This is a genomic window from Mucilaginibacter sp. 14171R-50, assembly GCF_010093045.1.
Taxonomy (GTDB): domain Bacteria; phylum Bacteroidota; class Bacteroidia; order Sphingobacteriales; family Sphingobacteriaceae; genus Mucilaginibacter.
The window spans coordinates 1,245,781-1,260,581 of record NZ_CP048115.1 but is presented as its reverse complement, the minus strand read 5'-3'; the positions used below and the strand labels follow the sequence as shown (position 1 = coordinate 1,260,581).

Sequence of the window (14,801 nt, the reverse complement as noted above, 5' to 3'; positions counted from 1 at the left end):
ACAATGAAAGCATACATTTTTCCAGGGCAGGGTGCCCAATTCCCGGGGATGGGTAAAGACCTTTACGAACAAAGCGAACAGGCACGCTCGTTATTTGAACAGGCTAACAATATATTGGGCTTTAGTATTACCGATATAATGTTTAACGGTACCGAAGACGACCTGAAACAAACCAATGTAACCCAGCCCGCTATATTTTTACACTCGGTAATTTTGGCCAGGGTTTTGGGCGACGACTTTGCGCCCGAAATGGTAGCCGGCCACTCGTTAGGCGAGTTTTCGGCCCTGGTAGCAAGCGGCGCTTTATCTTTTGAAGATGGATTACGCCTGGTTGCCGCCCGTGCCAATGCCATGCAAAAAGCCTGCGATATACAACCCGGCACCATGGCCGCTATCTTAGGCCTTGATGATTTTACCGTTGAAGATATTTGCGAGCGCTTAACTGATGTAGTGGTGCCAGCCAATTATAACTGCCCGGGGCAGTTGGTGATATCCGGCTCTGTTGCGGGTATTGACGCGGCCTGTATTAAGGCAACCGAAGCCGGCGCTAAGCGCGCTTTAAAGCTAAATGTAGGCGGCGCTTTTCACTCACCATTGATGGAGGCCGCCCGCGTTGAGCTTGAAGCGGCAATTATTAATACCAATTTTACAGTGCCGGTTTGCCCCGTGTATCAAAACATCGACGCCAAACCGCATACCGATATCGAACAAATAAAGCATAACCTGATAGCGCAGTTAACCGGGCCAGTGCGCTGGACACAAACCATTGAACAAATGCTTAGGGATGGCGCCACATTATTTACCGAAGTAGGCCCGGGCAAAGTACTTCAAGGGCTGGTTAAGAAGGTTGACCGGGAAGCAGCCACAGCCAGCGCAGTTGTTTAATAATTACAGAGCCATCCGGGGTATCCGGGTGGCTCAATTTTTACCTATCAGATATATCTAACAGATTGAGCACAGCGGGAAAAATACGGGTATTACTGGTATTATTATTTGCCAGTTTGGCATTTACAGCAATTGTAGTTGAACGTACCTACACGCCTGCAAATAATCTTATCCAAACATCAAAGCTGTTAGAAACAAAATTACACGGCAAAGAAAATGTTGTGTATGCGGCTATCCGCAACAAAAAGGTTTTTAACGAAATTAAAAACCTGCGTAACACCCCTTCCAAAGCGCTGTCGTACATTGATGAGTTTACTGTTAAAAGAGCCATATGGATAGTGGTTTATAAAAATGCCGCGCTCGACTTTTGGAGTGGCGCAAAGGTGATCCCAAAAAACGTAGCCAAAATAAAGGAAGGCTGCTCGTTTATAAAACAATCCAACGGCTATTATGAAACCATCAAGAAAACCGAGGGAAATGTTTCGGTAGTGTTTTTTATACCCGTAAAAAACAATTATCCTTTTGTAAACGAGTACCTGAAAAATACTTTCCATAAAGACCTTACTGTTGATGACAATATAGCCATAGCCGATTTTACGGATAAACCCGTTTACGCTGTGCACGATGTCAACAACGTTTACTTGTTCTCGTTAAAGCTGGTTAAAGGTGTTAACCATCGTTTTTTTAATTTGGTAATAGGGTTTTGGATGCTGGCCATATTAACACTATTTGTGTTGGTAAACAGCATTGCCCGTTATCTTATCTATAAAGATCATATATACTGGGCATTGTTACTGCTGGGCGGTTTTATTGTACTATTCAGGTTTGTAAACCTGCATTATGGCTGGCCGTATTTTACGCAGGAACTATCATTATTCAGTCCCCAATTATATGCTTCATCGCCCATATACCGGTCATTAGGCGATTTTTGCGCCAACATACTGGTTATGTGTTGGTTTGTGGCCTTTGTTTACACTTACCGTAATAAGCTTATTGTAAAATCGCCCGGCAAAATAGTAAGCTACCTGGTATTTGCTGCTTGTGTGCTATCGCTCATAATTACCTCGACCAACCTGTTACAGGTTTTTTACGGACTGGTTATTAATTCAAAGATCAGTTTTGACGTAAACAACGTGCTTAACCTTTCGGGCTTTAGCCTTGTAGGGGTGTTAATGCTTTGCTTTAGCTTTTTAATGTTCTTTCTAATAACCGAGGTAGCCCTTACTATATGCTTTAAACTTGCAATTCCTATAACGCAGCAAGCGCTGCTCCTGCTTGCATCTATTATAATTACTACGGGCATTGTAACTTATTACTGGGAATTTAGCTTCTTTTACCTGCTTTGGATGGCACTGGTCATTATAAGGGGCTATTCATTTTTATATAACGACCGTAAGCTCACCGCTTCCTCGTTTGTAAGCCTTGTGTTTATATGCGCCGTTATAGCTTCTATAAAACTTAACCACTTCGAGACTATTAAGGAACAGGAGCTGCGAAAGGTTCTAATACAAAAACTGGAGGTGCCGGATGATGCTACCGCCGATTTGCTTTTTAAGAAGATCGAGAAACAAATAATTGTCGACCCGTTACTTATTTCTTATTATAAAAGCGCCGATCATACAGCCGATTACCTGGAAACGCGGTTGCAAAAACTTTATTTTGACCGCTATTTATCCAAATACGATTTTGAGGTACACGAATACGATAACGCCGATCAGCCTATCTCTGTTGATAAGAAATACTCGCTTGAGGTATTTAAAGATATGGTGGTGTACAGCTCCTTCAAGGTTTCAGATTATTTTTACCGCCCCAACGAGTCTTTTGGTCTTCAAAACTACTTTGCTATACTCCCGGTATTAGATGGTACCAAGAAATTAGGTACCATAGTTATCGAGCTTAAGTCAAAACCATTGCTTACTGCCGGCACCTTCCCCGATCTGCTGATAGATAAAGAAGTAAAAGGCACCAATGACGAATTTAAAAACTATTCCTTCGCTTTTTATACAGATAACACCCTAATAGGGCAAAGCGGCACCTACGTTTACAGGATAAAAAATAAGGAATTTAAAGGCGAGTTAAAAAAATACACCGTTCAAACCACCAAAAGTACTAAACCTGCCTTTGCCGAGAAGTTTACCACTTATAGCCATTTATTGTATAAACCAAGTGAGCGTAACCTTATAGTTGTAAGCCAGGAAAATAACGCGCTGCTATCCAATATCACGGCGCTGACCTTCTTTTTTGTGATCTTTCTGGTATTTAACGCCCTTGTGCTGCTAATAAGAACGATATGGATACGCGTAAAGATATTTAACGTAAGTAATGATCGCATTAAATGGAGCTTTAAGTTTACTTTCGACAGGATACTATATAAAACACGCATCCAGTTTTCTATGATATTTGCGGTTGTTATAACCCTTATCTTAGTTGGTATAATTACGTTCGTATCTATAAGCGCGCAATACCAGGCCCAACAGGATAAGATCATCCGATCGAAGATAATGCAGATAGCTGCGGCGTTTGAGACCGGACCTATCAATAATTATATAAATGGCATTACCGAAGACAGCAAGGTTCAGTTTGATGACCTGGCCAATACTTATTCGGCCGATCTTACGCTTTATGATCTGAATGGGAAAGTGCTTATTACCACGCAGCCAAAAATTTATGACTACGGCTTGCTTTGCCCGCAGATGAACAGCCGGGCATTCGCGTCGTTAAACGGCCTGCAACAATCTGAAGTGCTGAACGAGGAAAAGATCGGGTTGCTGACCTACAAAGCCGCATACACTCCCATCCGCAATATAAAGCACGAAACCGTTGCTTACCTGCAGCTGCCGTACTTTGCCAATGCTGCCGACTATACCGAACGTATAGGGTCGTTATTGAACATCATGATAAATGTTTATGCGCTGGTGTTTATCGCTATTGGCTTATTTGCGGTGATCATAGCGCGGCAAATAACCGCGCCGCTAAACTTTATTCAGTACAACCTAAGCAAAACCATTTATGGTAAAAAGAACGAACCTATTAAGTGGGAACGTAATGATGAAATTGGCGCGCTTGTAAAAGAATATAATAATATGATAGCCGCGCTGGAGAACAGCGCCAACAAACTTGCGCAATCTGAGCGGGAGACGGCATGGCGCGAGATGGCCAAACAGGTAGCCCACGAGATTAAAAACCCGCTTACACCTTTAAAATTGGGCTTACAGTTGCTTGATAAATCATGGAAGGATAAGGATCCGAAGTTTGATCAGAAATTCGAACGCTTCAGCAAATCGTTTGTTGAGCAGATAGAAAGCCTGTCGTCCATCGCCTCTGAATTCTCAGCATTTGCCAAAATGCCCGATACCCGTATAGAGCGGATGGATATTTTTGAGGTGCTTGGCCAGGCCGTTACCATTTTTAAACAAATGGATAATGTGAAAATAGTGTTTCGATCTGCCGGCGCGCCGTTTTTTATCAGCGCCGACCGCGACCAGCTATTACGATGCTTTAACAATCTGCTCAAAAATGCCATAGAAGCAACCCCACAGGATAAAGACTGCGTAATTAATATCGACTACCTGATAACTAATAAAAATATTTTACTAACCATTAAAGATAATGGTAATGGCATCCCCGAGGGCATGCGCGAAAAGATATTTGAACCCAATTTTACCACAAAAAGTTCGGGCACCGGCCTGGGGCTCGCCTTTGTTAAAAACTCAATTGAGAATGCCAATGGCAAGGTATGGTTTGAAACCGCTATGGATATTGGCACCACTTTTTACCTGAGTTTCCCGGCTGACAGCGCAGATGCTTAAAACCTTCAGCGTGAGGCGCGGGGCTTGCGGCTCAAAACGTTAGATGTATTTTCACGTCATCGGGTACAATTCCCCTATCCCTAATTAAGCCGTGCACTGTCCTATCAGGAGAATTATTTATTCCTTATTAATTGTTTTCCATACTTGATAAATGAGCTAACCAACAAAAAGGGTGGATGCATTTCTGCATCCACCCTTTAATTTATTAACCTTTTTAACTATTAGTTCTCGTCAGCAGGCTCATCTGTCGAAAGGCCTACCACTTTATAAACTTTGTTGTTGTTTTCATCCCGGGTTTCCTGGAAGTACGTTCCATCCGGCGCAACAAACAATTTTTCACCATTCACTTTTATTTTACGGCTATCCTGTGGCAAGGTGGTTAAAATATCACCCACCTGGTACGGCTGGTCGTATTCGGCGCCTGCGCCATCATCACCAGTGTTCAGTTCACCGTCTTTACCGGCTACTTCGTAAACAACACTACCATCATCTTTTGTAACCGCGCGGTAGTAAACACCGTTCGATTCGTAAAATTGCTCGCCGTTTATTGTAATAGGTTCAGCTTTTGATGGCAAAGCATTTACCTGCGCGCCAATCGGCGGCTCAACTACGGTGTACTGGTTATCATTATACTGGTAATATAAACCATCTGAATAATAGTACTGATAATCGCCCCAGTAAAATGGGTAGTATCCGTAAGGCAATACGCCTATGCTGAAACCAATACGTGGTAAATAATACGAGCTGTAATATCCCCGGTAGTTATAAAACCCGCGATTAAAATAGCGCGGCCGATAGTAACCGTTTCTGTATCCATAACCATAACGGCCATAATTACCGCGATAAACGCCACGGCCATAGTTGCCTGTGTACGGGCGGCCAACGCTTGGCCTGTGCGAATAAGAGTTACTGTAGGCATTGGTACGACCCTGGTAACTGCCCCTTACACCTTGCGGACGTGTGAAGCTGCCCGATGGCCTGGTTACGCCGACATTACCACCCAAGGGGCGGCTAAAACTGCCAGATGGCCTGCTGATACCGACGTTGCCGCTTGACGGACGGTTGAAACTGCCCGATGGCCTGCTGATACCAACGTTACCGCTTGACGGACGGCTAAAACTACCCGAAGGCCTGCTAAAGCTACCGCCACCACTTGATGGGCGACTGAAGCTACCGCCACCACCACCACCACCTGAAGACCTACCGCCGCCGCCACCGCCACTGCTACCCCTGTGCTGCGCGCTTGCAGAAAACCCTAAACCGAGGATCATCATCCCGCTTAAGGCAATACTTAATAATTTTTTATATCCTGTTTTCATCTTGAAAATTTATAATTTGATCAGCCGTTTAACGCTGAAGTACTTATAAGACTACGAAATATGTGAACGGTTTAATTACTGTTTAATTATTTTTTACTGAAAGCCGGCAGCAATTTTTACCGGTTTGAAGTTTTTATCCGGGTTAAATGTCTTCAGCTATAAAAATAAGATCGCCGTCGAAATTCAGGCGGATAAAGCCATCCTTTGTGGTAATAAATGTTTTTTCATCTAACTGGCTTAACCCGCTGAATTGCAGGTTTAAATATACTGATAAAATACGAATTATTTCGCCGGCAGGCTTCCACTTGCTGAATCCGGAGCTAACCGCATATGTTTTTTTATTGCCGGTGTAAATCACCACATTAATTTTATCTGCGAACACCGCGAGCGCTTGCAGGTCAACATCATCTGCAACCACGTTTACGGCCTGGTAATCGTGTTTCATCAGGTATTTCATAGCCGCCTCAATCATTGATGCACCTTGCGGGTGTATCAGTTTAATATCCGATTGCAGGTCTTCGTTCAGTTCATCGCTAACGATAAAGTCTATCTTTATTTCAAAGGCATTTAGTTGTTCAGCAACAAATGGTATGGTAATAACGGTCGGGCTCCATTCAAGCAATTGGCCCAGCAGCTCGGCCGAAAAATTGCTTAGCCCAAGCAACAGCAGGGCGGGTTCCTGCTTTTCGCGTACAATGTGGTGCGATGACATTATTTTTATATGCAGATAAGTAATTTTACCAAAGGTAATTTAAATAAACAGTTTGATATTTGTTAACACACGGTGGCGCAAAAAGAGATACAGATAAAACGCAAAATAATCCATATTGATATGGACGCGTTTTACGCATCTGTTGAGCAGCGCGACTTCCCCGAATACCGCGGTAAACCACTGGTAGTAGGCGGCCTGCCCGAAGGGCGGGGCGGCGTAGTGGCAACGGCCAGTTACGAAGCGCGCAAATTCGGCATCCGTTCGGCCATGCCATCCAGGCAGGCGTTGAAGCTTTGTCCGCATGCTATATTTGTAAGGCCGCGCTTTGCAGCCTATAAAGAGGTGTCACAAAAGATCCGCGAGATATTCAGCCGCTATACTGATCTGATAGAGCCGCTTTCATTAGATGAAGCTTATCTTGACGTTACCAACGATAAATTGAATATAGGATCTGCCATAGACATTGCACAGCAAATAAAACAGGCTATAAAAGATGAACTGAACCTTACCGCATCGGCAGGGGTATCAGTCAACAAATTCGTAGCAAAAATTGCATCAGATATAAAAAAACCTGATGGTTTAACATTTATCGGCCCGTCACCTATTGAAGCTTTTATGGAGAACCTGCCGGTTGAAAAATTTTACGGCGTAGGTAGGGTTACCGCCGAAAAAATGAGGAAACAGGGTTTGTTTACGGGTGCCGATCTTAAAAAGCTATCCGAAGATGCCATGATAGCGCAGTTTGGCAAGGCCGGCGCTTTTTATTACCGTATTGTGCGCGGCATAGACGACCGGCAAGTTCAGTCACACCGCGAAACAAAGTCGATTGGCGCCGAAGATACCTTTGCGTATGACCTGACCAGCCTGGAAGAAATGAACGCCGAATTGGATAAAATTGCCAAAACGGTACATGATCGTCTGCTTAGGTATCAATTGAAAGGTCGTACCATTACGCTGAAGATAAAATACAGCGATTTCAGGCAGATAACCCGCAGCCAATCGCTACCCTCGTGTATTGACGATCTGGATACACTATTAATTACGTCAAAAAACCTTTTGGCTGCAACTGATATTGAAAATAGCAAAATCCGATTGTTAGGGATCACTATTTCTAACTTTTTCCCGGCTGAAAACAGGCAAAAGCCTAAAAACGATCAGCTTTCACTCTTCGATTATTAAATAGTTCCATAATTCCCACAGAAAATAGGGCAGATTTACTATAACATGACTTATTTTATAAATAATAGCCAATTCAGTTAAATAAATTAGCATTAAAGGCATATAAACATCAATAATTTTGGCTCATTTTATTGTAATGGCCTATCATTACGAATAAACATCATAAATATTTTCAATTTTTATTGACAATTTGATTTAAATATTTCTATTTTAGCATTAATAATTTTAATTATTCGATTTAAACCTTGTTTAATTATTAAATTAATGTAGTTATGGAAGTATTTAGTTACAAATCTGGCTTATTAGTGCGCTTATATGGAAAATTAAGTTTCAAAAGGCGATCAAAAGTTATTGCGAGCAGCCTCACTACTGATGTTTACCAATTAAACCCGGAAGTTTTTCTGAAAAAAACTGAAAAAATTAAAGTTTTTTCGGGGTTTTTCTCTTCTTTAACCATGAATACCGCGACAATTCATATACGGTTCCGGCCATCAAAATAAACCGGGTGCATCAGCCTGGCACACCGGGCTGATGCTTTTTCAAATTGCCTTTAGATACTGACCCTGATTAAATAATTAACTAACTAAACTCATTCACTTAAACTAAAACAATGAAAAAAATTGTACCCTTTGGAATCCTCGTTATCGTAGTTATCCTGGCACTGGTGTACCCGGGTAACGTAGGGGCGGCCAAACCGGCCGAATTTGACAAGGCCGATGTTGCCTGGCTGCTTATTTCGACCGCGCTCGTATTATTAATGACACCGGGCCTTGCTTTCTTTTACGGTGGTATGGTGCGCAAGAAGAACGTGATATCAACCATGCTGCAAAGCTTTGTTTGTATGGGCCTTATTACCATTATATGGGTGGTGTTTGGGTTCAGCATGGCGTTTGGCGAGGATGTTGGCGGCATGGGCTTAATTGGTAACCCTAAGTCGTTTTTTATGATGCAAAATACCCTGGGTGTTGCATGGGGAACCATCCCGGTTATATTATTTGCTATGTTCCAGCTAAAATTCGCGGTTATTACCCCCGCGCTTATTACCGGGGCATTTGCAGAGCGTATCCGCTTTAACTCTTACCTTATTTTCATCACTTTATTCATCATTGTAATTTATATACCGCTTGCACATGCCACATGGCACCCGGAGGGCATTTTCTTTAAATACGGCGTGTTAGACTTTGCCGGCGGTACTGTGGTACACATGTCCGCAGGGTGGGCGGCGCTTGCATCGGCGTTATATCTTAAAAAGCGTACCGGCGCCGAAGAAGCACACACCCCGGCCCGCATCAGCTACGTAATATTAGGTACCGGCCTGCTATGGTTTGGCTGGTTTGGCTTTAACGCGGGTTCTGCATTAGGCTCGGGCGAGCTAGCCGCCACCGCGTTGGCCACCACCACCACCGCATCTGCCGCCGCTGCTATGTCATGGATCTTCTTTGATATCCTGCGCGGTAAAAAACCATCAGCAATGGGCGCCTGTATAGGTGCGGTTGTGGGTTTGGTTGCGGTAACCCCGGCTGCAGGCTTCATTACCGTGTCAAGCTCGCTGATAGTCGGCATAGTTGCCGCGGTTGTTAGCAACCTGGTTGTTATCTGGAGAAGCAAAACCAACATCGATGATACCTTAGACGTATTCCCTTGCCACGGTGTAGGTGGTATGGTAGGTATGCTAATGACCGGTATTTTTGCTACCAAAGCGGTTAACAGCGCAGGCGCCGAAGGTTTGGCTTACGGCGAAACCGGGTTGTTTATTAAACATGTGGTGGCATTGGTCGCTGTGTCGGCATTCGCCTTTATCGGCGCTTTTATTTTGCTTAAAATAACCGACCTGATAAGCCCGCTGCGTGTTACACCCGAAGAAGAAATTGCCGGTTTGGATGTAACCCAACACGACGAAGAACTATAATAACTGAACTATAACTGACTGACTAACTAAGAAGAAAAGGGGGTGCGAAAGCATCCCTTTTTTGATTTTAGGATTTGTGTTGAGGTTAGTTTACTCACCCGTCGTCGCTTCGCTCGACCACCCTCTCTTCGCTACGCGGAAAGAGGGCTTGTTTTTCTTTTTTTTCTTCACCCTCTTTGCGAAGCAGAGAGGGTCGACCAGCGAAGCGTAGTCGGGGTGAGTGAATTAATGAGAAGATTTCATTTGCAACCCCAACCCCGCTTCGTTACTCAATACCCATTTACCATCCTTAAATGCCGGCATTTTATAGGGGTTATTGGTAGTTAGCAATGGGCCATCAAGGTCGGCCCAATCGCATTGGGGCGCAAGGGCGGCGGCGGCAAGGGTGGCGCAGCTGGTTTCGCTCATGCAGCCGATCAGTATTTTCAGCCCAAGTTGCCTGGCTTTATTTATCATTTGCTGTGCCTCGTACATCCCTGCCGATTTCATGAGTTTGATATTGATGCCGTGGTAAACACCTTTGGCTGCGTCAACATCAGCTAAACGCTGTACGGCCTCGTCTCCTATAATGGGAATAGGGCTATGTTCGGTAAGCCATGCGTTGCCGTCAATATCGGTTTTTAGCATGGGTTGCTCTATCAGCTGTACGCCCTGCTCTTTAAGCCAGTAGATCATATCGATGCTTCGTCTGCGGTCGGTCCACCCCTGGTTGGCATCCACATAAAGTGGCACATTCGTAGCTGAACGGATAGTTTGGATCAGCTCTTTATCGCTATCGCGCCCAAGCTTTACCTTGATCACTTTAAGCCCTTCAGCCTCTTTTACCTTTTGGATAATAACCTCTTCGGTATCTATCCCTATGGTAAAGCTGGTAACCGGCATTTTTGCCGGATCGGTGCCGCACAGCTGCCAGCAGGGCTTTCCTTTTAGTTTACCGTCCAGATCATGCAGGGCAATATCAATGGCAGCTTTTACGGCCGGCTGGCCCGGCGCTATGCCATCCAGATAATTTATAATAGCCGCGAAATCAAAAGGATAACTAAACCGGCTTACATCAACCTTACTTAAAAACGCTGCCGCGCTTTGGTGGCTTTCGCCCATGTAAGGCACCATCGATGCCTCGCCGTAGCCGGTGTAGCCCTCATGGTTTATCTGCACCAGCATCAACGGGGTGCTGGTGCGCGAAAACTTAGCAATGGTAAACGTATGCTTAAGCAGTAATTCAAAGGGTTGATAAGTAAGCCGCATGTCAATATATCAAAGCTAAAATTTTACTGTTAAAATCCTGCTTATCTTTGCACCCATGCCCGCACAAATTTACGCACCGTTCGAAAAATTTAACTTTAGCAACCGTAACTGTTTTTTAACAGGAGACGTTTTACAAAGTGAGGAGGAGAAGATCCAGGTTTTTCCGCAGTGGTTAATGAGCCTTTACAACCTGCAGGACCAGCCTTTTAAACTACTGGACGAAAGGATCGCTACTTATAAAGACCTGAAGATACCCTGCTCGGCATATATCAATGATGAATATTTAGAACCGCTTGAAAATGAAATTGCCGGGGCATTTAACCGGGGCTACGAAGGCATCAAAGCGCTGGACGAGCTGAAGCTTTTTCAATGGGCCGGCAAACTGTTATACGGTATTATTTTTAACGAGGTGCAGTCCGGTATAAAAATGATGCACGCGCAAGGCGAAGCGTTTAACATGTCGCAGGCTATTATACATAAGTTCAGCCATATGCATTTGATGCTGCAGAGCATTAACCTGCCGATACATTTCGAGGAATTTAAGCCCTTTAGCCTTTTTTTATTTAAGGTGGATAACAAGACCGATGAGTTTGGCTATCGCGATGAAATAAACACGCAGACCTTTGCGCTGCGCATGAAAGACTTTGGCCTGGTAATTTGCCTGCAGGATAACAATGCCAACTTTGGGTATCACCGTAAAATTTACGAGCAGATAAAAGATGATGTGCTGCACCCTATTCAATTCGAAGAGTTTAGCGGCCGGGTGTTTTATAGCAATTACCTGTTTAACCGCCTGCCCGAGTACAATATTTTACCCGTTGGCGAAGATGTTTTTATTGAAGATATGCCCTTGCGGGGCATGAGCAGCAAGCCATTGTTTGATGAGTGGGCGAACAAAACCTACGGGCAGGTGCTGGAGAACTTCTGGAAAAACTGGGGCTTCCTGCTGTTAGAGATCATTAAGGACCCTGAAAAGCCAATGAGCTTTTTATTTGATACCGATGGCAAAAAAATAGATGCGGCTACTATTGCGCTGCCCCGTTAAACTGCCGTACAAATTCGTTAAAAATATTATGGTGCAATGCAAAGGTTATCACTATACCGCTCACCGCACCATAAAAGTGGGCGTCGTGGTTAATATTGTCGCGGGCGTGCTTTGAAGCAAAATGGCAATAAATAAGGTACAAGCCCCCAAACACCCATGCCGGCATAGGTATTGGTAAAAATATGAGGCTCATTTGCGCCCGGGGCGCAAACATAATAAAGCTAAAAACCACCGCGCTTATAGCGCCTGATGCCCCAAGGCTGTTGTACCAGATATCCTCTTTATGCTTTTGAATAGAAGGCAGATCGCTCAATATCAGGCTGAGAAAATATAGCACCCCAAACTGCCAGTGCCCCAGTAATGCCTCTAACTGAAAGGCAAAGAAATAGTACGACAGCATATTGAAAAACAGGTGGTTCCAGTCTTTGTGGATCAGGCCGCTGGTAATAATGGTATATACCTTGTAACCACGCGATACATTGTACGGATTTAGAATGAGCTCGCCATAGATATTCTCATTAGAGAAAGCCCACAACGATGTAGCCAGGGTAATTACAAATATGATCGACGCCACTGGTGTCGCCAGGAAGATTTCCATCATTGCAGATCGAGTTTAGTATTGGTTAGCAGCCTGCCCACCGGGTAGCGCAGGTAAGTTTTTTCGAAATAGGGCGAGTTGCGGTACACCCAGTTCAGTTGAGCCCTGCCATTACCAGCCAGTTTTGGGTCTGCGGCCTTCGCATCATCCAGTTGTTTTTGAAGGGCAGGGTTGTTTTTTAGCATGGCTGCGGCCACATCTTCAAAAACATAGTCAGAAAAATATTCTTTTTGGCCCAGTATGCTGTCAAAAAAGTTCCATGCAAAAAACGAGTCGACACCCTGCGGTTCAAGCGTTTCAACAATATATCGGTTAATTGGCTGGTTTACATACACTATATAATCGCCCTCATAAAACCGCACTTTGGTATCAACTGCATTAAGCTTTACATCCGTGTGCACATAATGTCCTTCGTATGGGCGGGTACCCGTTTTATAATCGCCGATATAATACATCTGCAAACTTAACGTCGTATCGTGTGCCAGGCGGCTCATGGCAACTTTGTTCAGCTTAAACAGGTCAATTACTTTTCCCCATGCCTGCGGAATTATATAAGCTACCGGCTTATCGGCAGTAGCGGTTGCTTTGTAAGTGTTATAAAACTTTACCGTTTTAGTATAGGGTTTGCTGCGGTCGTAATAAAGCCTTTTGAGGCCGCTTACATCACTTGTTTTATATTCGGCGGCATACCCTTTAAAAGTAATGGTATCTACCTTGCTTTCATCAAGGTCCCACTTTAACCCAAATGTTTTTTGTCGGCTTACCTCGGCATCCACTTGTTTTTTCATGTTGCCCAACAGCTTTGCATCGCGCTGGCAAATACCGATAAGGTTTCGCATAAAGGCATAAGTAGCCCAAACGCGTTTATCAAAAGGCTTAAGCATATGCGTTTCTGTCATATAGCTGATAATGTTATGCTGCGCCGCGAAGCCGGTTGAAAAACGGGGCGTTTCCATAAAACTGACAATTCCGCTATCCGGCAGCCCTTGTTCGCCCGCTCCGTAAGGGATCATTTCGTAACCGCTTTTTTTCATCCCTTTATAAAGATCAGGCGTTAGGGTGTTATCTGTGTAAGCCGCTAACGTGGGGTTCTGCTTATCCTTTTGAGTTTCTATCAGCGTCATGATGTACTGGTAATCCGCGCCATCGCTGGTATGGTTATCCAGCAAAACTTCGGGCTGCCAGGTGTTTAATATCTGCGCAAAGGCCAGCGCGTTTTTACTGTCGGCCTTTATAAAATCGCGGTTAAGGTCAAGGTTACGGTAATTGCCCCTAAAGCCGTAAGCCCGGGGGCCGTTTTGATTAGGGCGCGATACGCCGCGGTTTAAACTGCCATCGATATTATACAAGGCGATAAAGCACAGCACCACATCTTTAGGCAATTCCCGTTTCTTAAGCAGATCGCGCACCAGCATCATGCTGGCATCAATGCCTTCGGGCTCCCCGGGGTGTATGCCGTTATTTATAAGCAATACGCGCTTGTTTTGCTTTTTTATAAGCGCCGGGTCAAACACCTTATCTTTAGATAGCACCACTAAAGTTAACGGCTTGCCAATATCTGTTGAGCCGTAGTTGAACAGGCGCATTTGCGGCTGGGTTTTGCTGAGGGCTTTGTAGTAGGCCACTACTTCGGCATAAGTGGCGGTATAGTTTTTATCCCTGCTTTGCTCAAAAGGGGTAAGCTGGGCATACGCCTGCATGCAGCATATAAGGCAAAGCAGCAGCGAAAGTTTTTTTTTCATTTTATAAATCACTGTTGATATCGGCTTGTACTTTCTTAGGCAAACTCGCAAACACCAGGTCGTACGAGTGGTCAACCATTTCGCGCAGCTGCTTATTGGTTAGCGAACCATCGGTATGTACGGTGTTCCAGTGCTTTTTATTCATGTGGTAGCCGGGCACCACTTCGCTGAACTGCTCGCGCAGCTCTACTGCTTTTTCGGGGTCGCATTTCGCGTTAAAGCTGGGGCTATCTAAACCGGTAAGTAAAAAAATCTTATCGCCAACCTTAAACACCAGCGTATCTTCGCCAAACGGAAAACTTTCCGTGACACCCGGTTTTGCCAGGCAATAGTCGCGCAGTTCTTCTATATTCAT

Annotated in this window: 11 protein-coding genes; 5 read left to right on the top strand and 6 right to left on the bottom strand. The window is 44.4% G+C overall.

The annotated features are described in order from the left end of the window. Positions 1-3 precede the first annotated feature (3 nt). Both fabD and GWR56_RS05740 read left to right on the top strand, forming a co-directional pair. Complete coding sequence (gene fabD / locus GWR56_RS05745) at positions 4-885, top strand: ACP S-malonyltransferase (RefSeq protein ID WP_162430188.1); 882 nt, start codon at positions 4-6, stop codon at positions 883-885. A gap of 65 nt (positions 886-950) precedes the next feature. Next, on the top strand, positions 951-4,694 hold the full coding sequence (locus GWR56_RS05740; protein ID WP_162430187.1) for an ATP-binding protein: 3,744 nt from the start codon (positions 951-953) through the stop codon (positions 4,692-4,694). Between the two features lie 221 nt (positions 4,695-4,915). Here GWR56_RS05740 and GWR56_RS05735 read toward each other — a convergent pair whose 3' ends face one another. Together GWR56_RS05735 and GWR56_RS05730 are read right to left on the bottom strand one after the other, a co-directional pair. Further along, the gene (locus GWR56_RS05735) at positions 4,916-6,013 is read right to left on the bottom strand and encodes a DUF6515 family protein (protein WP_162430186.1); all 1,098 of its coding nucleotides are present in this window, start codon (positions 6,011-6,013) and stop codon (positions 4,916-4,918) included. Between the two features lie 142 nt (positions 6,014-6,155). Then, positions 6,156-6,725 (bottom strand): thiamine pyrophosphokinase, encoded by a 570-nt coding sequence (locus GWR56_RS05730; protein ID WP_162430185.1) that lies wholly within the window; start codon positions 6,723-6,725, stop codon positions 6,156-6,158. Positions 6,726-6,845: 120 nt separating this feature from the next. Here GWR56_RS05730 and dinB point away from each other — a divergent pair, with 120 nt between their 5' ends. Next, positions 6,846-7,904 (top strand): DNA polymerase IV, encoded by a 1,059-nt coding sequence (gene dinB, locus GWR56_RS05725; protein WP_238395316.1) that lies wholly within the window; start codon positions 6,846-6,848, stop codon positions 7,902-7,904. Between the two features lie 610 nt (positions 7,905-8,514). Further along, positions 8,515-9,813, top strand: a complete 1,299-nt coding sequence (locus GWR56_RS05720) for an ammonium transporter (protein ID WP_162430183.1) — start codon at positions 8,515-8,517, stop codon at positions 9,811-9,813. Between the two features lie 225 nt (positions 9,814-10,038). Here GWR56_RS05720 and GWR56_RS05715 read toward each other — a convergent pair whose 3' ends face one another. Further along, positions 10,039-11,061 (bottom strand): dipeptide epimerase, encoded by a 1,023-nt coding sequence (locus tag GWR56_RS05715; protein WP_162430182.1) that lies wholly within the window; start codon positions 11,059-11,061, stop codon positions 10,039-10,041. A 55-nt stretch (positions 11,062-11,116) separates the two neighbouring features. Here GWR56_RS05715 and GWR56_RS05710 point away from each other — a divergent pair, with 55 nt between their 5' ends. After that, positions 11,117-12,106: a hypothetical protein gene (locus GWR56_RS05710; RefSeq protein ID WP_162430181.1), complete on the top strand. Its 990-nt coding sequence runs from the start codon at positions 11,117-11,119 to the stop codon at positions 12,104-12,106. Here GWR56_RS05710 and GWR56_RS05705 read toward each other — a convergent pair. The 3 genes from GWR56_RS05705 to GWR56_RS05695 are packed head-to-tail and all read right to left on the bottom strand — an operon-like array spanning position 12,087 to position 14,801. Then, a complete protein-coding gene (locus GWR56_RS05705) occupies positions 12,087-12,707 on the bottom strand; it encodes a rhomboid family intramembrane serine protease (protein ID WP_370463813.1) in 621 nt (206 codons plus the stop codon). The genes GWR56_RS05710 and GWR56_RS05705 overlap by 20 nt on opposite strands. Continuing rightward, complete coding sequence (locus tag GWR56_RS05700; RefSeq protein ID WP_162430180.1) at positions 12,704-14,446, bottom strand: M14 family zinc carboxypeptidase; 1,743 nt, start codon at positions 14,444-14,446, stop codon at positions 12,704-12,706. Before GWR56_RS05700 ends, GWR56_RS05705 begins: the two co-directional genes overlap by 4 nt. Position 14,447: 1 nt before the next feature. Beyond that, positions 14,448-14,801: an MmcQ/YjbR family DNA-binding protein gene (locus GWR56_RS05695; RefSeq protein WP_162430179.1), complete on the bottom strand. Its 354-nt coding sequence runs from the start codon at positions 14,799-14,801 to the stop codon at positions 14,448-14,450.

What these genes read in the sequence shown, in the direction of transcription:
- GWR56_RS05720 (WP_162430183.1), top strand. Translation starts at nt 8,515, where the DNA reads ATGAAAAAAATTGTACCCTTTGGAATCCTCGTTATCGTAGTTATCCTG.
- dinB (WP_238395316.1), top strand. Translation starts at nt 6,846, where the DNA reads ATGGACGCGTTTTACGCATCTGTTGAGCAGCGCGACTTCCCCGAATAC.
- GWR56_RS05715 (WP_162430182.1), bottom strand. Translation starts at nt 11,061, where the DNA reads ATGCGGCTTACTTATCAACCCTTTGAATTACTGCTTAAGCATACGTTT.
- GWR56_RS05700 (WP_162430180.1), bottom strand. Translation starts at nt 14,446, where the DNA reads ATGAAAAAAAAACTTTCGCTGCTGCTTTGCCTTATATGCTGCATGCAG.
- fabD (WP_162430188.1), top strand. Translation starts at nt 4, where the DNA reads ATGAAAGCATACATTTTTCCAGGGCAGGGTGCCCAATTCCCGGGGATG.
- GWR56_RS05735 (WP_162430186.1), bottom strand. Translation starts at nt 6,013, where the DNA reads ATGAAAACAGGATATAAAAAATTATTAAGTATTGCCTTAAGCGGGATG.
- GWR56_RS05710 (WP_162430181.1), top strand. Translation starts at nt 11,117, where the DNA reads ATGCCCGCACAAATTTACGCACCGTTCGAAAAATTTAACTTTAGCAAC.
- GWR56_RS05695 (WP_162430179.1), bottom strand. Translation starts at nt 14,801, where the DNA reads ATGAATATAGAAGAACTGCGCGACTATTGCCTGGCAAAACCGGGTGTC.
- GWR56_RS05705 (WP_370463813.1), bottom strand. Translation starts at nt 12,707, where the DNA reads ATGATGGAAATCTTCCTGGCGACACCAGTGGCGTCGATCATATTTGTA.
- GWR56_RS05730 (WP_162430185.1), bottom strand. Translation starts at nt 6,725, where the DNA reads ATGTCATCGCACCACATTGTACGCGAAAAGCAGGAACCCGCCCTGCTG.